Raw genomic sequence first — 23099 nt, 5'->3', positions numbered from 1 at the left:
CTCGCCGGGCATCGCTCAGCGGGCGGCCAGCACCAGTCCCAGGCCGATCAGTGCCGGAACGGTCTGCACAAAGAGGATTCTCCGGCTGGCCGTGGCGGCACCGTACGCACCGGCCACGGCCACGCACGTCAGGAAGAACACCTCCACCTGGAAGCCCACCGGGTCGGACGCCACCACACCCCACACCAGCCCGGCGGCGAGGAAACCGTTGTACAGCCCCTGATTGGCCGCGAGTGCCTTCGTCTCGGAGGCGAACTCGACGCTGGTCCCGAAGGCGGCCCGGGCCCGCGGACCGGTCCACAAGAACATCTCCAGGACCAGAACGTAGACGTGGATCGCGGCGATGAGCAGCACCACGACGGTTGCGATGATCGACATGCACACCAGACTCACATACACACCCGCACTCCGCTCGGCCACCAGCGGCCCCTGCCGTACGGGGAGTGCGAGCGGCGCACGCCCGCCTACGCCCCCTGCCTACTGGCGTCGGGTGGGCACAACTCGGCACCCGCTCCGGCATGGCATAAACGGCAAAGCGGAAGAATGCCGACGCCGGGGTGGCACGGGCCGAGCGAAGTGGGGCCGGGAGCATCGAGTTCCGTGCGCGGTGCGGGGAACCGACGGCGCGGAAGACCGTACCTACTCAACCGCTTATGCCCCCTAAGACTTTCGCTGTGCGGGCCGCCGATACTTCACCTTTCAAGCGCACAACGCGGGCCCCAACCGGCGTAATGCGGGACCGAATCCCACCACGCCTCTGCCTTCGGGCGGCGGGGCCCTCTCATCATGCCTGGGCGCCAACAACGGAAGCACCCTTCTGACCAGGCGCCAGGCGCTGAATCAGAGGGCGCTACCGCAACCTCTAGCGGGTCCAGAGGAGTAGCGTTCTGAGTGTCCAGTTCAGGACGGGAGTCCACTATGCCCGAGCTCACAGACACCACGCCCACGCGCCCAGGCGATCGACTCAAAGAACTCCGACTCGCCAGCGGACTCACCCAAGAACGTCTCGCTGAACAGGCCGGACTCAGCCTCGGAGTTGTGAAGAAGCTCGAACGCGGCGGCACCGCCCGCCTCGACACCTATCACGCACTCGCCCGCGCCCTCCATGTCCGCACCTCCGCCCTGTTCGACCCAGGCGGCCCCCACGCCACCACCCGCGGCGACGACGACAACATCGACCTCATGCCCCTGCGGCAGGCCATCGCTCCACCCATCACCTACACCGGGCGCCTTACCCCCACCCTCCAGGTAGAGCCAGACCTCAAAAGGCTGCGTGCCACAGCGGCCGAAGTTGCCACCGCCTACCACCGTGACAACTACGGCCACGTCGCCGCCTTCCTCCCCTTCCTCGTCCACGCCGCCCACTCTGCCGTCAAGCACTTCGACAACGGCCCCGAGCACACCGAAGCGATCGGGATCCGCTCCGACGTACTTCAGATGGCCGGCCGCTACCTCACCCAGGTGCGTGCCTACGACCTCGCACAGACCGCGCTGCGGGACGCCATCGAGGACGCGGCCCGGATCGGCGACATGAGCGGAGTCGCTGCGGCTGTGTATCAGCAGGGCTGGCTGCTGATGCGGCAGGGGCGTCTCGATGAGGCGGAACAGGTGAGCGTCGCGACTGCGGACGCTGTCGAGCCTCGGATCTCCCGAGCAACTCGGCACTCCCTAGGAGCGTGGGGGAAGCTGCTGGTGCACGGAAGCGCCGCGGCGGCCCGCAACAACCGGCCGCAGGAAGCCCGGGAGATTCTGAGGCTTGGCCGTACCGCGGGCACCGCGCTCGGCGGCAGACAGGCAGTTGCGGAGTCGTCCTGGGGACGGTTCGACTGGCGGACGGTGGCCTTCCAGGGCATCGAGAACCAACTGGTGGCGGAGAAGCCGGATCGAGTGCTGAGGCTGTCGGAGCGTATGCCGGCGCCATCGGACCGAAAGGGGCGTCTGTTCATGCGTCGGCATCTGCTGGATGTGGCTCAGGCGCATGCGATGTTGCGGCGTCCTGATGAGGCGACGGACATCTTGTGGTCGTTGCTGGACGAGACGCCGGAGTGGTTGCGGCATCAGCGGATGGCAGCGGATACGTTCCATGACGTGCTGGGGAAGAGCAGGCAGCGTCGGCTGACGTCGAAGCAGCGGGATCTGGCTGCGTTCTTCGGCACTCAGTAGAAGGGCCACGTTCCGTGTCTGTTGTGGGGTGACCGGCTCCACACCGGCCACGGAACGTGCCTGTTCCCTCTGCCGGGCTGCTTCTACGGTCGCGGGTGTGAGACGAATCACCGCGACCGTGGAGGCAGTCCAGCTGTTACCGCTGCAGCCGATCCGCGACCTGACCGAGGATCAGGTCTGCGGTCGGGCGTGCGTCTGGTGCGCTGCCGCCCTGACCGTCGGCGCCATTGTGAGCCTGGGCCCGCGGCGGCGGCCCGGCACTGAGAGTGGCGCCTGCTGGTACCCGCGCGGCTGCACGATGTGCGTGCGTGCTGAAGCCCGCCGGGTCGCTGACCTTCACGCCCGCGCCTGCTCCACCTGCCGTGGCCCCCGCGCCTGCTCGACCCACAGGGAACTGCTGCACCTCGCCGACTGGGGCCAAGGATGACCGTGCAGGCGACTACCAGGCGTGCCCTGCGCTCGTGGTGCAAGCGGTTCGCCGACGGCATCCAACTGATCCAGATAGACGACGCAGGCTCTGGCTCGGCCACGCGTGGCCTGTACGCCTGCGACCCGTGCCGCAAGGCTCACCGCCTGGTCCGCTCGCAGATTGGCCATGACTGCACGCCCCGAGCCGCAGAGGAGGAACCCCGTGAAGACCGACACGGCCGAGCGCAGCCCAGCAGTTGGGCGTCCGAGCCGCGGGCTACTGCTCATCCCGCGCCGCCAGCCGGAGACGGGGGGCCTGGTCTGCACCGAGGTCACGTCTGGTGGCGTGCGCCTGGAGGCCCACCTCGCTTCAGCCGCGACTGCTCGGGAAGAGCGGCGGCGATGCGTATGAGGCCGGACAGTCCGAAGGGCCAGTTCGTCTACGCGCTGGTCCTGGCCGTCCTCATGGGTGCCCTCGTGGCCGGTATCGGCCGCTGACCTCATGACCGGCTCCGGTCGCTCGCGCCCCAGGGAGTGACCGGAGCCCCCCAGGTGCCCGCCGGTTTCCCGCTCCCGACTCTCCCCAGCGGGGGCCGGCGGGCCGCCACCCTCTTCTCCACAAAGAAAGGTTCTCGATCGTGTTGCCTCCGGCACCGCCAGGTGTTGTCCCGTACATCGCCGGATGGAGTGAGGAACGGCTCCTGTCGTGTCCGATCGTCCGCCGCCGCATGGTCCCGGGAATCGCGTACCCGGATGAAACGCCGTACGACCGGGACAGCTTCGGTGTGCTGTGGGCTAGGTACGCCCTGCGGCCGAAGCGGCGCCGGGGCAGCCCGCAGCTGCGGAACGTCCATCCGTACCGGCAGCGTCGGGCGATGCTGAACATGATGTGCCAGGTCTGCTCCCGCATGCCGGCGGACCCGCACGGCCCGCATCTGTTTCTCCTGCGGGACAGCGTCGGCGCGGTCCGGGAGGGGGAGCGTACGACGAGTCCGCCGGTGTGCGTACCGTGCGCCGGGGTCTCCATCCAGCTCTGCCACGCCTTGCGGGGTGGGCGGTTCGTGGCGGCGTGGGCGAGGCGTGTGCCCGCGTGGGGTGTGGTCGGTCCCCTCCACCACCCTGTGACGCTTCAGCCGATCCCGGGGTGTCACATGGAGCAGGTGAAGTACGGGTCGGAGTGGGCTCCCTGGGTCCGGGCCGTCCGCACCATGGTGGAACTCCGCGGAGTGACACCGGCGGACCTGGACCGCGAGTTCGCGGCCCTCGGACGCGACCGCCTGGAGGAGGAGTTCGCCCGGGTCGCGGAGCTGACAGCGGTCGCCTGAGGGCCCGGCCGCACCTCATCGCGTGGCACCCATCCCGCCCGCGTGGCCCCGCCCCGGGTGGGCCCCACGTCCCGGCTGAACGTCCGCTGGGCCGCCTCGTTGCTCCACTTCGCCCTGACCGGGCCTGCAAGTGCCGCACAGCCGACAGACAAGGAGACGATGTTGTTCGCACACTCTGACCGGCTTCCGACGGGGACACCGCTGCCGTCCGGCCGCTACACACCCGTACCGTGGGGCCTGCGCCGCATGGCGCCCTACCCCGCGTTCGCGCCCGGCTATGCCCGTGTCGAACTCGACCCGGTCACCCAGACCGCCCGGTACTTTGACGCGGCCGGACAGCCGGTGATGATGCCTGGCCACGGCACCAGCACCGGCACGAACCCGGCCACCAACACCGGTAACCCGTCCGACGGCTCCGGTCCGGGCGGGGGCGGCGGCGGTGACCAGGACACCGGGAACGACAACGACCAATGACGCCCACAGGTCCGGTCCTGGTCGTGACCAACACGGACGACCCCACGACCGACCTGGTGATTGACGAACTGCACGGCCGGGGTGTCCCGGTCGTGCGGTTCGACTCCGGGGACTTCCCCGCCACCTTGTCGTTCGCGGCCACCATCACCACCGAAGACGGCGTCGCGGGCACTTTGACCACGCCGTCCCGTACGGCCGACCTCTCGCACGCGCGGTCGCTGTACTACCGCCGCCCGTCCGGATTCACGTTCCCCCATCTCGATGAGCAAACGGCCCGCTTCGCGGTCACGCAGGCCCGCTACGGGCTCGGCGGCGTCATGGCCTCCCTGCCCGGCTGCCTGTACGTGAACCATCCGCACCGCATCGGCGACGCCGAGTTCAAACCCTCCGGTCTCGCCGCCGCGGCGGCGGCTGGGTTCCGCCTGCCGCCCACCCTGATCACCTCCAACCCCGACGCGGCCCGCTCGTTCATCAAGCGGTACGGCCCGGCAGCACCTCGTGGGCGAGCCGGGTGCCCGGGTCGGGGGCGGTCTCCACGATCACGGAGGCGCCGCGCAGCCCGGGTTCGTGGGCGAGCCGGGCCAGCCACTCGCCCCACAGCGCCACCCAGACGTCCACCTGGTCCGCGTCGACCAGCGAACCGCCGTCCGGTTCGCAGGCCAGGACGATGGTGTAGAGGTTGCGGTTCGGGTGGTGCAGCACGCCGAACGGCCGGTCGTAGGCGTCCTGGCCCTCGTTCGCGGTCACCTTGTTGAGCAGGCCCGGCGGACGGAACCGGCCACCCGGGCGGGCGGACAACGGGCCGGAGACGTACAGGTGCGAGCCATTGGCCTTGCGGCGCCACCAGCCGATCCGCAGCGCCACCAACTGGTAGACGCTGCGCCCGTCCTGGGTGCGGACGGCGAGCGGGGCCAGGAACAGCGCGATCGGTACGGCGATCACCAGGGCGACGTACAGGGAGATCAGCGAGGCGAGCAGGGTGATGACGAGCCCGCCGAAGACACCGATGGTGCCGACGAGCCCGAGCGGCCCGAGCCCCGGCCGCCGTGGCCGGCGCCAATTGCCGTAGGTGGGATGGGTGACGGCTTCTGCGGACATGAGGGTCCGGGCTCCTTTCGTACCCCTTGTGCGGGGGACCGAGGGTGGGGGTGGTGCGCGGGACCGCCGGGCTCCCTTGGGGGTCGGGAGCCCGGCGGCCGTTCACGGGAGGCGCAAAGGGGCTGCGCGGCGGTCACGGCGCGGACGGACGTCAGGAGTTGTGCCCCCGGTCGCCGTCGGCGCCGTCCAGTGAGCCGGACGCGGCCCGGCCCACGATCTTGGCGGCGGTGGCCGCGGCGGCGACGGCCGCGCCGACGGGGCCGGCCGCGGCTGCCGCCCGGCCCGCGCCCGCTGCCGCACCGCTCGATCCCGCTCCGCCGGCGCCGGCTCCGGCGCCCGCGGGCCCGGAACGGCCCGTGCCGCTCGTACCGTTCGCGCCGGAAGAGCCGGCCGTCCCCGCGGCCCCGGCCGGGCCGCCGCGTCCGGACGTCCCGCCGGAACCGCTGCCGCCGGTCGTCCCGGACGCCCCGGAGGGGCCGGCGCCGCCGGTCCGACCGCTGTTGCCGCCGCCGCTGAGGCCCCCGCCGAGCGAGCGGGCACCGGAGGCGAGGGCGCCGCCGGCCGTCGACATCGCGCCGGAGACGGCACCGGCGCCGCCGAGGGCGGCGGTGGCGGGCACGATGAGCTTGAGCAGCGCGGGCAGCGAGACGGCGGCCAGCAGCATCACGCCGATCCCGGCGATGCGTTCGTTGACGCTGACGGGGTCGTCCGAGTTGAGCATCACCGCGCCGCCGTACATCACGAGGGCCGCGGCGGGCTTGTACAGCAGCCAGGCGATCATCCAGCCGAGGTGCTTGCGCCACCAGCCGCCGCCCCACTCGGTCATCGAGGCGGCGGCGGCCAGCGGCAGGGTGCCCAGCAGCAGGATCATCACACCGAGCCGGATGTAGAGCAGGATGGTGTGGATGATCCCGGAGATCAGCAGCAGGAAGGCGAGGATCATCAGCAGGAACGCCTGGATGCCGCCGCCGTCCGTGCACTGGCCGATGTGGTCGAGCTGTTCCTGCGCCCCCGCCTTGAACAGGTGGTCGGAGTAGCGGTCCGAGAGGCCGGCCGCCGCCGACACGAGGGTGGTGGCGCCGCCGGAGACGAGGACGACCCGGAGGATCCCCTTGAGCGCGGTGCGGCCCGCGTCGCCGCGTCGCTCGACCGCCATCCGGCAGGCGGCGAAGAGCAGTGAGCCCACCGCCATATAGACCACGAGCCATTGCGAGGCTTGATTGATCTTCTGTGACGACTGGACGCTCGACAGGGTCGGTATGGCGGTGGCCAGGGCTCCGAACACGGTGATCGCGGCCGCCAGGACGAAGTCCGCGATGGCGTTCATGATGGTTCCGATGGGGTCGCCCAGGAAGCTGAAGAACCCGACCAGCGCGTCCAGGACGGGCACCCCGGTGCCTTGCGAGCACTGCATGTCAGACCTCCCAGAGCAGATAGCCGCGGGTGTTCTGCACCGACTGCACCTGTGCGTACAGGGACCCGTCGCTGAACGGCACGATCTTCCAGTCGCCCTTGTCCCAGCGGAGGTTGACGGTGGTCGCGGCATAGCCCTGGGTGGTCCGCATGAGCAGGTTCACCCGCGCCGTGCTCCCCGTGTACGAGGGCACGGAGAAGCCGACGTACGTGGAGACGGCCGATGTGTCCGTCGTGTTCGCGGAGACGGAGTCCCCGACGGTGGAGCGACGGAACACGAACATGTCGCGCGGCTGCCCCGGTACCAGCTGCTCCGCGGCCACGGTCCGCCAGCCGGACTCGCCCATCTGGGCCGTGATGACATGGGCGGCCAGCACCGCGCCGGTGGCGGTGTGCGCGAAACACCACCAGGGTGTGCCGTCGTCGTGCGTCGGTCCGGCCGCCGCGGAGACGGGCACCCGTACGACGCCGATCATGCGCCAGTCGATGTCCTTGGGCGCGGCCTTCGGCAGGGTGACACCGGCGCTGTCGTCGGTGTGGCAGCCCTGGGGCCGGCCGTCCTCGGTGAGGGCGCCGGACAGCGGGCCGGGTGAGGCCGCGGCGCCTGCGCGGCCGTCCCCGCCGGAGGCCAGCGCGGCGAACCCGCCCAGCACGACGGCGACGGCGAGGAACCCGGCGGACAACTGCCAGCCGCGCTGCCGCCAGTACGGCTCGGAATCATCGGTCCGCCGCTGCCTGCGTGTGAACATCGCGAAGGCCGCCCGTTCAGTTGAAGACGAACGAGATCAGCGGACCCGCGGTGGCCACCAGCACACAGCCGCCGAGCACCATGCCGAGGCGGCTCATGTGCTCCGAACTCTCGCCGCGCTTCAGGGAGATGGCCATCATCGCGCCGGTGATCAGCACACCGGCGACACCGGCGGCGGTACCCGCCCAGGCGGCGATGCCGAGCACGATGTTGACCTTGTCGGTCAGCTCGCTGGGCGCCTCCCGCGTCGGGTTGGGCACCTCCGAGGCGAGCAGGGTGGAGGTCTTGTACAGCAGTGAGGAGGACATCGGGGATTCTCCGGGTGGGTCGGCGTCCGCCGGGCGGCGGACGCGGGTGGTGAGCGGTAGGGAAGGCGGGCGGTACGCAAGGGAGGCGGGGGCGTCCCGCCGCGGGTCAGTGGAGCGACAGGTCCCCGAGGGCGGCGACGAGCGGTCCCGCGCAGGTGGCGAGGAGGCTGGCCAGGGCGACGAAGAAGACACCGCGGTAGTGCTCGCCGCCCTCTCCCGGATCACCCCGGCGCAGCTGGACGGCCATCTGGATGCCGACGATGATCAGTCCGCCGACCCCGGCGGCCGTGGCGCACCAGGCGAGCATCCCGAGGATGTCGGTGGTCTCCCCGTTCGCGTTGGGGTTGAAGGAGTCGGCCAGCAGATACGCGTGCGGCGGCAGACGGTTCATGACGGGGATTCCTCGCGCTGGATGTCGGCGCCCACCAGTTGGGCGAGGGTGCTGAGCTGCCGGGGCAGGGTCCGCGGCCGGCCGCCCGTGCGCCAGGCCGGGATCCACGGCACCCGGTGCACATGGACGGCGGACCGGATGACCCGGATACGGCGCAGCAGACCGAGCGGCAGCCGCCCCGGGGCGTCGGCGACGAGCACCACGGCCAGCAGGTCGAGCCCCTGCGGGGCGCCGCCGTCGCGCAGCGCGCCCAGCGCCTGGGACACGGCCCGCAGACCGCGCGCACTGGTCCGGCCGACCAGCACGATCCGGCCCGGCTCGCCCCGGGCGGGCTCCGGCCAGCGGGCTCCCACGTCGACCCCGCCGAGCAGTTCGCACAGCGAGGACGCCCCGGCACCGCCGTGCGCCTTGACCCACCCGATCTCGTCCCGCGCCCGCGTCCGCGCGCGTCCCTGCCCCTGCGCCCGTCCGGTGGTCCGGGGCCGCCGGGGCTCACCCCAGCCGGCGTCGCCGGACGCGCGGCGCGCGGGTGGGGACGCAGGAGAGGAGCGGGTCGGGGGAGCGACGGTCCGCGGGGGAGCGGGCGCCGGCGCGGCGGCGGCCGGACGCGGGGCCGCGGCAGGAGCGGGCGCCGTACGAGGCGTCGCGCGCGTCGCGCGAGCCGGAGCCGGTGACGGCGTGGGTGTCGTCGCCGGCGAGGAGGGGGCAGGGGGCGCCGGTGAAGCCGGCGCCGAGCGGCCGGATGTGGGCCCGCGCACCCAGGACTGCGGCCCCGGCGGCGTCATCGAAGGAGTACCCATGCGCGCCCCGCCCCCCTGCTGACTCATCTGTCCGCTGCTCTGACTCATGTGGTTTCCACCGGTTTGAACTTCTTTGCCCCGAGCGCCGTTTGATGTCCCGGGCTCGGTGGACAGCACAACGGGCCGTCCGGGCGCAGCGGTTCAAGGTGAGGGGAAGAAGGCGGGCGCGAATGAGCGCGGACATGGCAGACAAGGGCGGCGACGGCGGTGAGGGCAGCGTCGCGAAGACCGTACGGAACACCTCGGTGGCCGCTCTGGGCTTCGGCTGCATGCTGTTGCCGGTGGTCCTGGTGGGCGGCGCCGTCGTGGTGATCATCTTCGGTGGGCTCGGCGTGCTGCTGGCCCCGCTCATCGCGCTGATCCTGCTCTTCGGCGGGGGCGGCGGAAGCCACAGCGACGCCGACAACGAGGCCATCGCCAACGACGTGGTGCGCATCATGCAGGGCGACGGCAAGGACCCGCTGGAGGAGAGCACCGTCCCCGAGGACCTGGTGCAGCCCATCGAGGACGCCGGCAAGGAGTGCGACACCATCGGCCCGGTCGTCATCGTCTCGCAGATCGAGTTCGCGTCCGGATACGACTCCAAGATGGTCGGCCCGACGGCGAGAAGGGCATCTCCCAGCTGCCGCCCGCCGTCTTCGAGAAGTACGGCAAGGACGACGACGACAACGGCAAGGTCTCCGCCGAGGACGACACGGACTCGATCCGGGCGCAGGGCCGTTACATGTGCGACCTGGCCAAGGAGGCGCAGAACGCGCTCGACACGGCCAAGGCCGACGGCAATGTCCTCGACCTCACCCTGGCGGCGTACAAGGTCGGCATGGACGCGGTGCTGGAGGCCAAGGGCGTACCGCAGACGAACGAGGCCCTGGGCTATGTCGCCGAGGTGCGCGCCCAGTTCGCGAAGTACGCGGGCGTGGCCGCGCCCCCGGCCGGCGCCACCCCCGGCGTGACCCCCACCCCGACGGAGTCCAGGGAGACGACCCCATGGGCGATAGGCCGCCCATGACCCGCTTCGACGTGCACATCTCCGACGAGGGCCGGGCGGAGATCGACGGCCGCCCGGTCGTGGCCGCACCGGGTGACTCGATGCACGAGGCGGTACTGGACGAACTCCAGCGCCACGCGGAGGTCCACGGCACCCCGGTGCAGGCCACGGTGAACGACACCGCAGGGGCCACGTACTTCGTCCTGGAGGTGTCACCGGACGGTTCGAGCAGGGTCCTGATGCCGGAGGACGAACCGCCAGGGACGATCGAGCCGGAGCCGGAGCCGGAGCCGGAGCCGGAGCCGGGGCCGGGGCCGGAGCCGGGGCCGGAGCCGGGGCCGGAGCCGGAGCCGGGGCCGGAGCCGGGGCCTTCCCAGAGGTCGGCGATAGCGCAGGCGGTAGCCCGGGCCAGGGCGACGGCGGCGGCACACGCGGCACCGCCCCCGCCACGGGCAAGGGTGGCAGCGGCCGGGTCAGCGGCGCCGCCACCGGCCGTGGACGTGTCGAAGGACCTGGCCGAACGCATAGCGAAGATCAACGAGTTGGCGCGGACGGGCCGACTGGACGAGGCGTACGCGGACGCGACGGCGCTGAGCGAGAGCGTGACGAGCAGGTCGGGCGCGCGGCACCCGCACGCGCTGGAGGCGCGGTCGGTGGAGGCGTACCTGGCCCACCTGCGCGGCGACCACCGAGCCGCGACGGTCCTGGCGTTGACCGTGGCGAGGATCCGCTGCGGCGCGGGGGACCACCGCGCCCCGGAGGACGTGGCGAGGGCGGCGGCGGCCTGGCAGCGCCTGGAGGACGACAGGGCGGCGGCGGTCCACGGCTACGAACTGCTGCACATGTGGGACAGATTGCACAGCAAGGGCCGACTGCCGCCGGGCCACACGGAACTGGCGGACCGGGTGCGCGGCCACGTGGCCGAGCTGGAGGCGTACGTCCAGAGCGATTTGAGGACGCCTTGAGCTTGGCCTGAGGCGGGCCGAGCACGGCGCGGCAGCCGCCAGGAGCACGGCGACCAGCGGGTCCACGGCGCCGTACAACGACCGTCAACCGAACGTGGAACACGCATCGGAACACTCCCCTGCCCCGAAGGCCCCGGCCCGCGAAACCCCACTGGGGGCCGGTCATCCCAAGGAGCAGGAGCACACGATGAACGTGATGGTCATAGGCTCGGCAGGCGCGATATCCCCCGAGGAGCGCGCGCTGCGTGATCTGTACGTGGAACACGGCCCGGCGCTCTACGCGTATGTGCTGCGCATGCTGGGCGGGGACACGCACCGGACGGAGGACATCGTCCAGGAGACGCTGCTGCGCTGCTGGAGCAAGCAGAACCTGGTCGATGACGAGGGCATGGCGGTACGCCCGTGGATGTTCCGGGTGGCCCGCAACCTCGTCATCGACGCCCACCGCACGAAGATGGCCAGGCCTCAGGAAGTCAGCGGCGCGACCTGGCTGACCGACCTGGGCGCCGAGGCGGACGACATCGACCGCATGCTGTCGTCCATCGTCCTGCACGACGCACTGAACTCCCTGACTCCGGCCCATCGAGAGGCACTTGAGGCCACCTTCTTCGCCGACAGCACCACCCATCAGGCGGCCCAGGACCTGGGCGTCCCCCAGGGCACGGTCAAGTCCCGTGTGTACTACGCCCTGCGCAGCCTGCGGTCGGCCCTGGAGCAACGGGGAGCCCACTGACACCCCGGACCGAGGCGGTGTCAGTACGCTGCCGCCCGTTGGCGCCGCGCCCGTCGGATGCCGCGGAGAGCTTCCCGGCCGAGTCTGAGGGCCGGCAGCGGCATGAAGATCATGAGCGCGAGCCCGAGCAGGACGAGCATGCCGTACCCCACCCGGTTGCCGGTCGCGGAGTGCGTGCTCGCCGTCTCGGGACGCCCCGGCAGGTAGTGGACGCGGATCGTGTCGCCGACGTCCGCGTCGCCGCCCTCCCAGAACTGGTACGGGGTCCCGTCGGCGGTGGTGAAGCGCACTTCGATCCGCTTGGTGCGGCTTCCCTGGGGCCCGGCCACCTCGTCCTTCGCCAGGACGGTCCCGTCGACCGACTGGCCGTGCGCCGCGACCGCGGAGGCCTCGTGCAGCCCGTCCAGTCCGCTGCGTGCGAACCCGTACCCGAGGACGGCGAGCAGCGCCGTCACGGCCGCCAGGGCCACCCCGCCCGCGACCTTCCCGGCGAACCGCGCCCGCGCACCGGCCCGGCGCGGCCGTGCGCTCACCGGCTCCCACCCGACCCTTGAGCCACGGCCCCTCCTGACCCACCTCGCACCGGGCGGCCTCGGCCGCGTGTGCCCCGGGGTTGTCCTCCCCGCCGTGCGGAGCTTTATCCGGGAAATCCCGTGCGTTCTGCGCCGGCCGTCCCCCGGAGCCGGTCCGTCGGCCCGTTCGCCGGTCAGCGGGCGGAGTCCGACGGGGCTTTATGGGCCCGGTCCTGGAGGGCGATGTACGCCAGGGCCGCCGCCGCGGACGTGGCCGCCGCCAGGGTCAGGGTGAGGGCGAGGGAGCGGGGCGGCAGGACGGCGGCGAGGGCCGCGCCCAGGGCGAACGCGGTGATCTTCAGGCTGGCGCCGGTCGTGAAGACCTGGCCGCGCAGATGGCCCGGCGCCTCCTGGTGGCGCACCGCGAACAGCGCGGTCAGCGCCGGACCTTCGGCGAGTCCCGTCACGATCGCCGCCGTCACCAGCAGCGCCGGGCCGCCGGACGCGGTCAGCGAGAGCGCGGCCAGGGCCGGCGCGGACGCCTGGATCAGGGCGGTGGTCCACAGGATCGTATCGGGGGTCACGGCGCGCGGGAAACGGGCGAGCAGGACGTTGGCGGCGAGGGCGCCGGCCGCCGCGCAGGACAGCAGCGCCGTGCCGCGGCCGGCTCCGCCGAGGACGCGTGCGCCGAGCAGCGGGAGACAGGCCGTCAGCATGCCCTGCCCGACGCAGCAGACGACCGAGACGAGAGCGGCCCGGGCCAGCCGGCGGCTGCCCACCACGGCCCGCATGCCGGCCGTGATGCCGACGGACGGGGAGGCGGCCCGCGGGCCGTGTGCCGCACCGGGACGGGCGGGCAGCAGCCACGCCGCCGGCACCGCCGCACCGATCAGCGCCACAGCGACGAGGACGGCCGTCGGCGCACCCAGTGCCGCCGCCGTGCCGCCCGCGAGGGCGGGCCCGGCCAGGCTCGCCGCGCCGAACGTCATGGCGTCGAGCGCGTTCGCCCGGGGCAGCCGGCCGGCCGGTACGACGTGGGGCAGCTGGGCGGTCCAGCCGCCGGACAGCGCCGGGCCGAGCAGCCCGGTGACCACCGCGAGCAGCACGCTGACGGCGAACGGGAGCCGGCCGAGCCCCAGCAGGACCAGGGCCAGACCGGCGGCGTACAGCGCGAGCGCCGCGGCCAGCGGCCGGCCGGGCCGCGCCGCCCGGTCCAGGAGCGCGCCGAGTAGCGGGCCGCCCACCGCCGCCGCGACGGTGATGCCCGCGAGCAGCGCGGCACCGGCGGCGGCCGAACCGGTCAGGGCGAGCCCCGCCAGCATCAGCGCGGGCCCCGACATCTCGTCCCCGGTGCGGGCCGCCAGCGCCCCGGCGTGATGGGACGCCGTTTTCCAAGCCGCTCCCCATGCCGTTCCCCAAACCGCTCCCCAGGCTGTCGCCCAGGTCGTTGTCGCGGCCGTTCCGCGGCGGGCCCGGCCACGCGTCACGTAACGCTTTGTCATTCGTGAGACGTTACGCAGGTAACCCAAAACTTCTCAATATGCGTTACAGTCGGCGGGTGTCCGACACCCCCGACGACTGGTCCACCCGGCACTCCGTGCTGAGCACGGCGCGCCGCACCGCCGCCCTGGTCAACACGCTGACCCCGGACGCCCCCGACCCCGCCGCCGTCGCCCGGGTGCTCCGCGCCCACGGCGAGGACGGCCCCCTCGACCTGACGCCTCGGGACGTCGACCGGATGCGGGTCGCCGCCGCTCGGCTGCGGGAGGTCTTCGCCGCCGCGGACACCGATGCCGCCGCCGCCGCGCTCAACCGCCTCCTGCGCGCGCACACCGGACGGCTCCGGCTCACCTCGCACGGCGGCGGCACGCCCTGGCACCCGCACCTCGACCGCGCCGACGACGGCCCCTGGGACGAGTGGTTCCTCGCCTCGTCCTGCATGGCCCTGACCGTCCTCGTCTGGGACCGCCAGCGGCCGCCCGGCGCCGTCTGCGCGTCGCCCGCCTGCCGCAACGTCTTCATCACGCAGGGCAGCGGCCCCGAACGCCGCTACTGCTCCCGCCGCTGCGCGACCCGCGAACGCGTGGCGGCCCACCGCGCCCGTGCCGCCGCGGCACCGGACGCCACCGACCAGACCTAGGGCGCCTTGCCACGACCGGCCCAGTGCGGTCTGTCTCCGGCCGGTTTCGCCCGAGTAGCGGAACCGTCATGGAACGGAGCCCTCCATGGCCGGGAATGAGGCCGCCCGATAGCGTGTTGCGCAGCACGGCTGGGAAAGATCCTCCCTAGGTACTAGGGTCAATCCTTTGCCAACCTATTACTCTTGCAGCCAAGGCCGCGCAGGGCGGCCATGGAGGAGTGAAATGAGGAGCAGCAACCCGGTCTTCTCGCGACGGGGGTTCAGCCGCGACAACGGCTACGCGGGCTTCAACACCGCGCCGCAGGCCGGGTACGCGCCGGGCAACCCCTACGCCCAGGGCGGCAACCCGTACGCGACGAACCCCTACGCCCAGCAGGACCAGCAGTACGGCGCCCCGCCGCAGGCCCCGGCCACCACCGGCCGGATGACGATGGACGATGTCGTCCTGCGCTCGGCCACCACGCTCGGCGTGGTCGCCGTCGGTGCCGTCCTCGCCTGGACCCTGCTGCCGGTCTCGTCCGGCAGCTTCGGTCTCGCGATCGGCGCCGCGCTGATCGCGATGGTCCTGGCGCTGGTGCAGAGCTTCAAGCGCACCCCGTCCCCCGCGCTGATCCTGGGATACGCCGCCTTCGAGGGCGTCTTCCTCGGCGTGATCAGCGAGATGTACAACAGCCGGTGGAGCGGCGCCCCGTTCCAGGCGGTGCTCGGCACCATGGCGGTCTCGGGCGCGACCCTGCTGGTCTACAAGGCCGGCTGGATCCGGGTCACCGCCCGCTACGCCCGCATCGGCCTCGTGATCGCGATGGCGTTCGTGGCGGTCATGGCGGTCAACCTGCTCCTGGTGGCCTTCGGTGTCGCCGAGGACGGCGGCCTGCGCAGCTTCGGCCCGCTCGGCGCGATCGTGGGCATCATCGCGATCCTGCTCGGCGCGTTCTTCCTGACCCTCGACTTCAAGCAGATCGAGGACGGCATCGCCTATGGCGCCCCGCGCAACGAGGCGTGGCTGGCCGCGTTCGGTCTGACCATGACCCTCGTGTGGATCTACGTGGAGATGCTGCGGCTGGTCGCGATCTTCAGTAGCAACGACTAGCCGCACGGCGGCAGCGAAGGGCCCCGGGTTCGTCCCGGGGCCCTTTCGACGTTCCGGATGTGCGCGCCTAGAGCAGTTTGCGCGCGGCCCTCCTCAAGTCGTACTCATGAACAAGCGCCTTGGCATGGCCGTATGCGAGGTTGTGCTCCTGACGGAGCCAGCTGACCTTCTCCTCGAAGCGGAAGAGCGCGGGGCCTTCCTCGACGGTGCGCAGCCAGTCGGAGACTTCACGACCGGTGCAGTGGGGGATGCGGGCGAGCAGATTGCGATGGGTCTCTTCGGAGAAGACTTGGGACATCGGCGCCTCCGGACGCATTCGAAGCCGGTCCTTCACGTCACCGTGCCTGAGCGTTGGCGTGTTGGCAACACTCCAGGTAGGACGCGTTACGCTCACGGCGTGGTTGATACGACGCCCCTGACCCGTGCAGTGGATCACTTCGCCGACCGTTTGCGGGCGGCTCCGCAGAGCCGGTTGCAGCGCAGCGCCGCCGCCGAGGCGCTGGGTCTGGCAAGGGAGTTGGCGGTGCGCGCCCAGCGGATCGAGGACCCCTCGGCACAGCCGCGGCAGATGCCGGACGCCGGCATGTTCGCCGCCGCGGACCAGATCACCGTGGCCGGGCACGATCTGGCGCTGGTGCTGACGAGCGAGGCGGAGGTGGCGGAGGCGGTACGCCTGGTCGACGAGGCCCGGCAGCGCGCGGGCGTGTGAGCGGCGTACGGCGCCTGCCGGTTGCTACGAGGCGTTCCGCGCTCGGAATACCCGAGGACCAGAGGGCTACAGGGACGCTATGACCCGGTCGGCCAGGATGTACACGGTCTCCTCGCCGCACGCGAAGGTCAGGGTGTAGGCGCCCGAGATGCCCGAGCCGCCCAGCAGGACCGGCGCCACCCCGCAGCGCAGGAACGCCGCCAGACGCTCCGCGGTCTCGCGGTGACCCGGCGTCATGCACAGGGTGGTGCCGTCGGCGAAGACATAGACGTCGAGGGTGCCGAGGGGACCGGGGCGGACATCGGTCAGTTTGACGCCGGACTCGGCCAGCTCCTCCAGCGTGGACGCGGTGCGCTCATGGTCGTTGACGACCGGTGAGTGCACCGGCACGAACTCCGGATGCGAGGGGTGCCGGCGGCGGGCCGCGGCCAGCTCCGGGGACTCACCGGCGAACTCGTCGGTGTCCGTCGTCGGCTCGGTCACCGGCTCGGCGACCGGCTCCAGGCCCGCGAAGTCCGACTGCCGGGGCAGAAACGGTTCGCTGTCGGCCAGGCCGAGCAGCGAGGGCGCGTCGGAGGCGTCCCGTGCCTCCTGCGCGGCCCAGAAGGCACGCGCCTCGGCCAGCTCCCGCTCCCGTTCCTCGGCGAGCGCCTCGGCGACGGCGGCACGTATCTGCTCGGTCTCGGTGGTGGTGCGGGCGCCGGGCAGCAGCGCGCGCGTGGCGGCTGCCTGGCTCTCCGCGAGCTGAGTGTGCAGGGCCGTGACCTGGCGGCGCAGGACGAGCACGGTGCGCAGGACGGCGACGCCCACGGCGCCCGTGGCGGCCGTGGTGAGCAGCAGGGCGATCGGCATGGCGCTCACTGACGTACTCCCGGTTCAAAGTCGACCCCCGACTTCCTACATCAGCTTGAAGGGTGGACTAACCAGCTGTCAGTGCGTAACGTCACGAAACGGACAGGACTTTGGGTCCGGGGTATAGCTCCACAACCGCTCTGACCTGCGGGATATCTCCCGGAAGGGAGATAGGTCACATCCTGGGGGAGATTGGATCACAAATCGACCCGGCGTTCGGAACGTCCTCGAACACCGGGTCCGTGCAGTCACGTTGGGTTTCCGGCCGGTCACCGTGCGGGACCGGCCGCGGGTTCAGCTGAGGCGTTCGATGACCATGGCCATGCCCTGGCCGCCGCCGACACACATCGTCTCCAGACCGAACTGCTTGTCGTGCCACTGGAGCGAGTTGATGAGCGTGCCGGTGATACGGGCGCCGGTCATCCCGAAGGGGTGACCGACCGCGATGGCGCCGCCGTTGACGTTCAGCCTGTCGAGGTCGATGCCGAGTTCCCGGTAGGAGGGGATCACCTGGGCGGCGAAGGCCTCGTTGATCTCGACCAGGTCGATGTCGTCGATGCTCAGGCCGGCGCGGCGCAGCGCCTGCCGGGAGGCCTCCACCGGGCCGAGGCCCATGATCTCGGGGGATAGCCCGGAGACGCCGGTCGACACGATCCGGGCGAGCGGGGTCAGGCCCAGCTCGCGGGCCTTGGTGTCGGACATGATGACGACCGCGGCGGCGCCGTCGTTCAGCGGGCAGCAGTTGCCGGCGGTGACGAGCCCGTCCGGGCGGAAGGCCGGCTTGAGGCCCTGCACGCCCTCCATGGTCACGCCCGCGCGCGGACCGTCGTCCTTGCTGATCACCGCGCCGTCGGGGAGCGTCACCGGGGTGATCTCCCGCTCCCAGAAGCCGTTCTTGATGGCCTCCTCGGCGAGGTTCTGCGAGCGGACGCCGAACTCGTCCATGTCCCGGCGGGTGATGCCCTTCAGGCGGGCCAGGTTCTCGGCGGTCTGGCCCATCGCGATGTAGGCGTCTGGGACGAGGCCGTCCTCGCGCGGGTCGTGCCAGCTCGTGCCCTCCTGCTCGGCGACCGCGGCGGTGCGGGCCTCCGCCTCGGCGAAGACCGGGTTGTGGGTGTCCGGCCAGCTGTCGGAGTTGCCCTTGGCGAACCGCGAGACCATCTCGACGCCGGCCGAGATGAACACGTCGCCCTCGCCGGCCTTGATGGCGTGCAGGGCCATCCGGCTGGTCTGCAGGGACGAGGAGCAGTAGCGGGTGACGGTGCAGCCCGGCAGGTGGTCCATGCCCATCAGTACGGCGACGATCCGGCCGAGGTTGTTGCCCTGCTCGCCGCCGGGCAGGCCGCAGCCGAGCATGAGGTCGTCGATGTCCTTCGGGTCCAGTTCGGGGACCTTCGCCAGGGCGGCCTGGATGATCGTGGCAGTGAGGTCGTCCGGGCGCAGTTCCTTCAGCGAGCCCTTGAAGGCGCGGCCGATGGGGGAGCGGGCGGTCGAGACGATGACGGCTTCGGGCATCACGGCTCCATTGGCGTACGGATGGGCAGGGCTCCTTGCGAAGCTACCTGCCCGTACGGTCACGGTCACCGGCGGCGCCATGTGAAACAGACCGCAATTTTCTAAGCGCTTGCTTTCCGCTCCGCTGGGCCCAGCCGAAAACCCCCCGCACGCGACCGGGGGCTGTCCCGGCCCTCGCGCATCGCTTGCAGCGCGTGACGGAGAGGGCGGGGGAGTGATCGAGTCCGCGGCCGAGGTCCCGCTCGTCTTCACCAAGGCGATGGATGACGACCCAGGCGCCCCGAGTGCCCTCGCGGTCGTGCGCGCCACCGTCCGGCAGGGCACCCCGGCCCTCGCCGCCGCCGACGAGAATGCCGCCGCGGCCCGGCCCGCCAAGGCGGTCCACGCTCTCCTCTGCGCACGAGACCCGGACCACTCACGCCGCCGCGCACGCGGCCGGGGCTGTCCCGGGCCCCCGCGTGCCCGGTGCGGTTACCCCCGAGGCCCCGCGCGCGTGGCGCGGCTACCCCCGGGCCTCTGCGCATGCGGTGCGGCCACCGTGTACGCGGCCGGGGCTGTCCCCGGGATCCTGCGCTCGCCGGGCGGCCACCTCCGGGACCCGCGTACGCGGCGCGGTCACTCTCGGGACCCTGCGCATGCGGGGCGGCCCCGGGATTCTGCGTACGCGGCCCGGGCTACTCGCGACGGCGTGCACGCGACGTGGCCGCCCCGGGGTTCTGCGTACGCGGCCCGGCCACTCCGCGAGCCCCCGCATGCGGCCCGGCCCCCCGCTGGGGGCGTGAGGGTTAGGAGGGCTGGGCTGTGGGGGTGGGGTCCGGTTCTGTGAGTTGGCGACGGCGGCGGCGTTTGAGGAGGGCCCAGGGGCCGCGTGGGCCCGTGGGCATGGCCGCGGTGACCTCGGTGCCCGCCTCGTCCGCGGCCTCCGCCGCCGCACGGGCCACCGGCAGGAAGCCCTCGCGCCGCGACACGTCCGGGCGCTCCTCGTCCGCCGGCCACAGGCCGAGGGCCGCGCACACCGTCGGCAGCACCGCCATCGCGGCCGTGGCGTAGCCCTCCGCGGACGGGTGGTAGTTGTCCGGGCCGAACAGCTCGCGCGGGTTCGCCGCGAACTCGGGGCCGAGCAGATCGCCGAGCGACACCGCGCGGCCCCCCTGCTCCACCACCCCGATCGTCTGGGCCGCCGCCAGCTGCCGCGAGGCACGCCGCGCCAGCCAGCGCAGCGGCTGCTGAACCGGCTCGATGGTGCCCAGGTCGGGGCAGGTGCCCACGACGACCTCGGCACCGGCCGTACGCAGCCGCCGTACCGCCCCCGACAGATGCCTGACCGAACGCGTCGGCGGCATCCGGTGGGTCACATCGTTCGCGCCGATCATGATCACGCACACGTCAGGTACCGGCGCCCCCACGGCCACCACCAGGCTCACCTGACGGTCCAGGTCGTCCGACTGGGCCCCCGGCAGGGCGACGTTCCGCAGCTCCACCGGACGCTCGGCCACGGCCGCAAGACCCGCCGCCAGCAGCGCGCCCGGCGTCTGGCCCGCCCGGTGCACGCCCTGGCCCGCCGCCGTGGAGTCCCCGAGCATGGCCAGCCGGAGGGGCGGCTCGCCGGGCACCCCGTAGCCCCGGCCGTACAAGCCCTCCGCCGACGGGACCCGGTCGGCGGTGCCGTTGCCCACGTGCCGCTTGGCCAGCTGCACCTCGGCCAGCAGCAGGCCCACGGCGGCCGCGCCGACCAGCCCGACCCCGCCGCCGCCGTACGCCGCGCCGGCCGCGATCCGCCGGGCCACCCTCGCCCTCGACATGCTCGTCATGCGTCGCCGCCACCTCCTCGTAGCCCTACATCCACTCCTTGCCCCGTACTGCCTGTCCGCCAATCTCAACAGCGAGTGAACGCCAGCCCGGGCAGGTCCGCCGGCCTTAGGCTGACGGCACCACTACGACCACTTCTTTGTGCAAGCAACCGGAGACAACGGTGCAATTCCACGACTCGATGATCAGCCTCGTCGGCAACACCCCGCTGCTGAGGCTCAACAGCGTGACCAAGGGCATTCGGGCCACCGTCCTGGCCAAGGTGGAGTACTTCAATCCGGGCGGCAGCGTGAAGGACCGCATCGCCCTGCGCATGATCGAGGCCGCCGAGCAGAGCGGTGAGCTGAAGCCGGGCGGCACCATCGTCGAGCCGACCAGCGGCAACACCGGCGTGGGCCTGGCGATCGTGGCCCAGCAGAAGGGCTACCGGTGCATCTTCGTGTGCCCGGACAAGGTGAGCACCGACAAGATCAATGTGCTGCGGGCGTACGGGGCCGAAGTGGTCGTCTGCCCGACCGCCGTGGCGCCCGAGCACCCGGACTCCTACTACAACGTCTCCGACCGGCTGGTGCGCGAGACCCCCGGGGCCTGGAAGCCGGACCAGTACTCCAACCCCAACAACCCGCTCTCCCACTACCACTCGACCGGGCCCGAGCTGTGGCAGCAGACCGACGGCCGGATCACCCACTTCGTGGCGGGCGTCGGCACCGGCGGCACCATCTCCGGCACCGGCCGCTATCTGAAGGACGTCAGCGACGGCCGGGTCAAGGTGATCGGCGCCGACCCGGAGGGCTCCGTCTACTCCGGCGGCTCCGGACGCCCGTACCTGGTCGAGGGCGTCGGTGAGGACTTCTGGCCGACCGCCTACGACCGGACCGTCGCCGACGAGATCGTCGCCGTGTCCGACAAGGACTCCTTCCAGATGACCCGCCGGCTGGCGAAGGAGGAGGGCCTGCTGGTCGGCGGCTCCTGCGGCATGGCGGTGGTGGCCGCGCTGCGGGTGGCCGAGCGGCTGGGCCCGGACGACGTCGTGGTCGTCCTGCTGCCCGACAGCGGCCGCGGCTACCTCAGCAAGATCTTCAACGACGAGTGGATGGCCGACTACGGCTTCCTGGAGGACGAGGGCCCGAGCGCCCGGGTCGGCGACGTCCTCAACGACAAGGTGGGCGGTCACATCCCCTCCCTCGTCCATATGCACCCGGACGAGACCGTCGGCCAGGCCATCGAGGTGCTGCGCGAGTACGGCGTCTCCCAGATGCCGGTCGTCAAGCCGGGCGCCGGTCATCCCGACGTGATGGCCGCGGAGGTCGTGGGCTCGGTGGTGGAGCGGGAACTGCTCGACGCCCTGTTCAGCAAGCGGGCCTCGCTGGAGGACCCGCTGGAGAAGCACATGTGCGCCCCGCTGCCCCAGGTGGGGTCCGGCGAGCCGGTCGCCGATCTGATGTCGGTGCTCGGCGCGGCGGACGCGGCGATCGTCCTCGTGGAGGGCAAGCCGACCGGTGTGGTCAGCCGGCAGGACCTGCTGGCCTTTCTCGCCAAGAGCGGAAAGCAGTAGCGAATCTCCGGTGAACCGCCGGTGTCGGCGGCGAACGTGCGGTGACCGGCGGCTTCGCAGCCGTTTCGGAAGTGGTACGAGCGCGTCACGTGCGCGCAGCACCCGCTTAACACGCGTCCGGCACATTGGTGGGTGTCGGCAGGGCGGGAGCGGCTCCCCGCCCCGGCCGGCGCCGTACGGCGCCAAGGACCTCCGGAGCGGCTCCCGGACCTCCATGGACGCCACGGACGCGCAAGCCCGGCCCTGACCCGGCCCGCGTCCTTCGCGGGGACCGCCGTCGTCCCGCCCCCCGGCAACGGGGGTGCGGCGGTCCCCGCGCACACCTCTCTCCCGGCGTACCCGGTGCGCGTCCTTCTTACGGCGTACTTGGTCCGCCTCTGTCCTCCGGGTGCCCGGTGCGCTTCTTTCCTTCGGTGTGCCCGGTGCGCCTGTTTCCCCCGGGGTGCCGGTCCGCGGCCTGCTTCGCGCGTGCCCCGGCGCGTCGTCGTGACCCGGGGCGTGGCCCGGCCGGCCGTCACTCCTCCCAGGCGTCGTCTCCGGAGGACGAGCCCGAGCGGTGGCGCAGCCGGCCGAACAGGCCCGGGGTGGTGCGGGCCGCCTGGACCGCGTTGACGCCGACGATGCCCACCCAGGTGGCGATCAGACCGGGCAGATGGCCGACGCCGCCGCCGATCGCGGACAGCGGGATCGCCAGCACCAGCGAGACGATGCCGAACCCGAACCGCTCCCCCCAGGAGTCGGTCGGCGTAGGCGACCGGGAGCCCCGCGCGATCTGCATCTGCTGCTCGGCGAACTGTCTGCGCATCCGGCGTTCCACCGCGCCGTCGATGCGCTGGTCGACCTTCTCCAGGAACGAGTCGACCAGCGCGGACTCGTACTCCTCACCGAGTTCCCGACGCGCCTGGAGGGTGGCGTCGAGTTCCTTCTTCAGGTCGGCGTCCCGCGCCTCGATTCCGGTCATACGGGCACCGTAGGGTGCCCGGTCGCCCGCCGCACTGGGGCTAGCCCCAATGCCGGTGACTTAAGTGGCTGTGGCTCGTTGTCCTTCGTATGGCGAGGGTGGGGCAGGTCAAGGCGCCTGCGGGTGAGCGGTTGTCGGACCG

The 23099-nt window shown here is 72.1% G+C and carries 24 protein-coding genes and 2 pseudogenes; 12 read left to right on the top strand and 14 right to left on the bottom strand.

Annotated elements, in window-relative coordinates; all coding sequences use genetic code 11:
* Positions 1 to 15: 15 nt before the first annotated feature.
* On the bottom strand, positions 16 to 378 hold the full coding sequence (locus tag ACIRFL_RS12425; RefSeq protein WP_404027043.1) for a DUF1304 domain-containing protein: 363 nt from the start codon (positions 376 to 378) through the stop codon (positions 16 to 18).
* A gap of 540 nt (positions 379 to 918) precedes the next feature.
* On the opposite strand from ACIRFL_RS12425, the gene ACIRFL_RS12420 reads away from it, so the two are divergent.
* From ACIRFL_RS12420 to ACIRFL_RS12405, 4 genes and pseudogenes are all read left to right on the top strand, one after another.
* On the top strand, positions 919 to 2163 hold the full coding sequence (locus tag ACIRFL_RS12420; protein WP_404027040.1) for a helix-turn-helix domain-containing protein: 1245 nt from the start codon (positions 919 to 921) through the stop codon (positions 2161 to 2163).
* A 1559-nt stretch (positions 2164 to 3722) separates the two neighbouring features.
* Positions 3723 to 3896, top strand: coding sequence for a hypothetical protein (locus ACIRFL_RS12415; RefSeq protein WP_404027037.1), 174 nt, complete (start codon positions 3723 to 3725; stop codon positions 3894 to 3896).
* A gap of 162 nt (positions 3897 to 4058) precedes the next feature.
* A complete protein-coding gene (gene tgmA, locus ACIRFL_RS12410; RefSeq protein WP_404027330.1) occupies positions 4059 to 4370 on the top strand; it encodes a putative ATP-grasp-modified RiPP in 312 nt (103 codons plus the stop codon).
* A pseudogene (locus tag ACIRFL_RS12405) lies at positions 4367 to 4858 on the top strand (MvdC/MvdD family ATP grasp protein); the annotation flags it as partial. The gene tgmA and the pseudogene ACIRFL_RS12405, both read left to right, overlap by 4 nt.
* Here the strand turns inward: ACIRFL_RS12405 and ACIRFL_RS12400 are convergent.
* From ACIRFL_RS12400 to ACIRFL_RS12375, 6 genes are all read right to left on the bottom strand, one after another.
* Positions 4842 to 5468 (bottom strand): SCO6880 family protein, encoded by a 627-nt coding sequence (locus tag ACIRFL_RS12400; RefSeq protein ID WP_404027035.1) that lies wholly within the window; start codon positions 5466 to 5468, stop codon positions 4842 to 4844. The pseudogene ACIRFL_RS12405 and the gene ACIRFL_RS12400 overlap by 17 nt on opposite strands.
* A gap of 151 nt (positions 5469 to 5619) precedes the next feature.
* Entirely contained in the window at positions 5620 to 6882 is a 1263-nt protein-coding gene (locus tag ACIRFL_RS12395) for a hypothetical protein (RefSeq protein ID WP_404027033.1), read from the bottom strand.
* 1 nt (position 6883) lies between these two features.
* On the bottom strand, positions 6884 to 7630 hold the full coding sequence (locus tag ACIRFL_RS12390) for a hypothetical protein (RefSeq protein ID WP_404027031.1): 747 nt from the start codon (positions 7628 to 7630) through the stop codon (positions 6884 to 6886).
* 16 nt (positions 7631 to 7646) lie between these two features.
* Positions 7647 to 7937 carry a hypothetical protein gene (locus tag ACIRFL_RS12385; protein ID WP_404027030.1) on the bottom strand — a complete coding sequence of 97 codons (291 nt, stop codon included), beginning with the start codon at positions 7935 to 7937 and terminating at the stop codon, positions 7647 to 7649.
* A 106-nt stretch (positions 7938 to 8043) separates the two neighbouring features.
* Positions 8044 to 8328: a hypothetical protein gene (locus ACIRFL_RS12380; protein WP_404027028.1), complete on the bottom strand. Its 285-nt coding sequence runs from the start codon at positions 8326 to 8328 to the stop codon at positions 8044 to 8046.
* Entirely contained in the window at positions 8325 to 8681 is a 357-nt protein-coding gene (locus ACIRFL_RS12375) for a hypothetical protein (protein ID WP_404027025.1), read from the bottom strand. Before ACIRFL_RS12375 ends, ACIRFL_RS12380 begins: the two co-directional genes overlap by 4 nt.
* A gap of 967 nt (positions 8682 to 9648) precedes the next feature.
* On the opposite strand from ACIRFL_RS12375, the gene ACIRFL_RS12370 reads away from it, so the two are divergent.
* The 3 genes from ACIRFL_RS12370 to ACIRFL_RS12360 all read left to right on the top strand — a co-directional run bounded on the left by ACIRFL_RS12370 (position 9649) and on the right by ACIRFL_RS12360 (position 11814).
* On the top strand, positions 9649 to 10137 hold the full coding sequence (locus ACIRFL_RS12370) for a hypothetical protein (RefSeq protein ID WP_404027023.1): 489 nt from the start codon (positions 9649 to 9651) through the stop codon (positions 10135 to 10137).
* Complete coding sequence (locus ACIRFL_RS12365) at positions 10116 to 11081, top strand: hypothetical protein (protein ID WP_404027021.1); 966 nt, start codon at positions 10116 to 10118, stop codon at positions 11079 to 11081. Before ACIRFL_RS12370 ends, ACIRFL_RS12365 begins: the two co-directional genes overlap by 22 nt.
* 187 nt (positions 11082 to 11268) lie before the next feature.
* On the top strand, positions 11269 to 11814 hold the full coding sequence (locus ACIRFL_RS12360) for a sigma-70 family RNA polymerase sigma factor (protein ID WP_404027018.1): 546 nt from the start codon (positions 11269 to 11271) through the stop codon (positions 11812 to 11814).
* 20 nt (positions 11815 to 11834) lie between these two features.
* Here ACIRFL_RS12360 and ACIRFL_RS12355 read toward each other — a convergent pair whose 3' ends face one another.
* Both ACIRFL_RS12355 and ACIRFL_RS12350 read right to left on the bottom strand, forming a co-directional pair.
* Positions 11835 to 12347, bottom strand: coding sequence for a DUF3592 domain-containing protein (locus tag ACIRFL_RS12355; protein ID WP_404027017.1), 513 nt, complete (start codon positions 12345 to 12347; stop codon positions 11835 to 11837).
* Between the two features lie 173 nt (positions 12348 to 12520).
* Complete coding sequence (locus ACIRFL_RS12350) at positions 12521 to 13690, bottom strand: MFS transporter (protein WP_404027327.1); 1170 nt, start codon at positions 13688 to 13690, stop codon at positions 12521 to 12523.
* A gap of 176 nt (positions 13691 to 13866) precedes the next feature.
* Between ACIRFL_RS12350 and ACIRFL_RS12345 the strand changes: the two genes are divergently transcribed.
* Together ACIRFL_RS12345 and ACIRFL_RS12340 are read left to right on the top strand one after the other, a co-directional pair.
* On the top strand, positions 13867 to 14466 hold the full coding sequence (locus ACIRFL_RS12345; protein ID WP_404027014.1) for a CGNR zinc finger domain-containing protein: 600 nt from the start codon (positions 13867 to 13869) through the stop codon (positions 14464 to 14466).
* A 223-nt stretch (positions 14467 to 14689) separates the two neighbouring features.
* Positions 14690 to 15556 (top strand): Bax inhibitor-1/YccA family protein, encoded by an 867-nt coding sequence (locus ACIRFL_RS12340; protein WP_404027011.1) that lies wholly within the window; start codon positions 14690 to 14692, stop codon positions 15554 to 15556.
* 67 nt (positions 15557 to 15623) lie between these two features.
* Here ACIRFL_RS12340 and ACIRFL_RS12335 read toward each other — a convergent pair whose 3' ends face one another.
* Positions 15624 to 15854 (bottom strand): DUF4287 domain-containing protein, encoded by a 231-nt coding sequence (locus tag ACIRFL_RS12335; protein ID WP_121890605.1) that lies wholly within the window; start codon positions 15852 to 15854, stop codon positions 15624 to 15626.
* A gap of 99 nt (positions 15855 to 15953) precedes the next feature.
* Here ACIRFL_RS12335 and ACIRFL_RS12330 point away from each other — a divergent pair, with 99 nt between their 5' ends.
* On the top strand, positions 15954 to 16265 hold the full coding sequence (locus ACIRFL_RS12330) for a hypothetical protein (protein ID WP_404027008.1): 312 nt from the start codon (positions 15954 to 15956) through the stop codon (positions 16263 to 16265).
* Positions 16266 to 16331: 66 nt separating this feature from the next.
* Here ACIRFL_RS12330 and ACIRFL_RS12325 read toward each other — a convergent pair whose 3' ends face one another.
* Positions 16332 to 17126 carry a hypothetical protein gene (locus ACIRFL_RS12325; protein WP_404027006.1) on the bottom strand — a complete coding sequence of 265 codons (795 nt, stop codon included), beginning with the start codon at positions 17124 to 17126 and terminating at the stop codon, positions 16332 to 16334.
* 285 nt (positions 17127 to 17411) lie between these two features.
* Positions 17412 to 18632 carry an acetyl-CoA C-acetyltransferase gene (locus tag ACIRFL_RS12320; protein ID WP_404027005.1) on the bottom strand — a complete coding sequence of 407 codons (1221 nt, stop codon included), beginning with the start codon at positions 18630 to 18632 and terminating at the stop codon, positions 17412 to 17414.
* Positions 18633 to 18834: 202 nt separating this feature from the next.
* On the opposite strand from ACIRFL_RS12320, the pseudogene ACIRFL_RS12315 reads away from it, so the two are divergent.
* A pseudogene (locus ACIRFL_RS12315) lies at positions 18835 to 19026 on the top strand (cysteine--tRNA ligase); the annotation flags it as partial.
* A 391-nt stretch (positions 19027 to 19417) separates the two neighbouring features.
* On the opposite strand, the gene ACIRFL_RS12310 reads toward ACIRFL_RS12315, so the two are convergent.
* The gene (locus tag ACIRFL_RS12310; protein ID WP_404027002.1) at positions 19418 to 20443 is read right to left on the bottom strand and encodes an SGNH/GDSL hydrolase family protein; all 1026 of its coding nucleotides are present in this window, start codon (positions 20441 to 20443) and stop codon (positions 19418 to 19420) included.
* Positions 20444 to 20604: 161 nt separating this feature from the next.
* Here ACIRFL_RS12310 and ACIRFL_RS12305 point away from each other — a divergent pair, with 161 nt between their 5' ends.
* Positions 20605 to 21996: a cystathionine beta-synthase gene (locus ACIRFL_RS12305; protein WP_404027000.1), complete on the top strand. Its 1392-nt coding sequence runs from the start codon at positions 20605 to 20607 to the stop codon at positions 21994 to 21996.
* 514 nt (positions 21997 to 22510) lie between these two features.
* On the opposite strand, the gene ACIRFL_RS12300 is transcribed toward ACIRFL_RS12305, so the two are convergent.
* Positions 22511 to 22957 carry a hypothetical protein gene (locus tag ACIRFL_RS12300; RefSeq protein ID WP_404026998.1) on the bottom strand — a complete coding sequence of 149 codons (447 nt, stop codon included), beginning with the start codon at positions 22955 to 22957 and terminating at the stop codon, positions 22511 to 22513.
* Positions 22958 to 23099 lie beyond the last annotated feature (142 nt).

It is taken from the genome of Streptomyces sp. NPDC102462 (assembly GCF_044765425.1).
GTDB lineage: Bacteria > Actinomycetota > Actinomycetes > Streptomycetales > Streptomycetaceae > Streptomyces.
The sequence above is the reverse complement of the archived record's forward strand: the minus strand, read 5'-3'. Positions and strand labels throughout refer to the sequence as shown.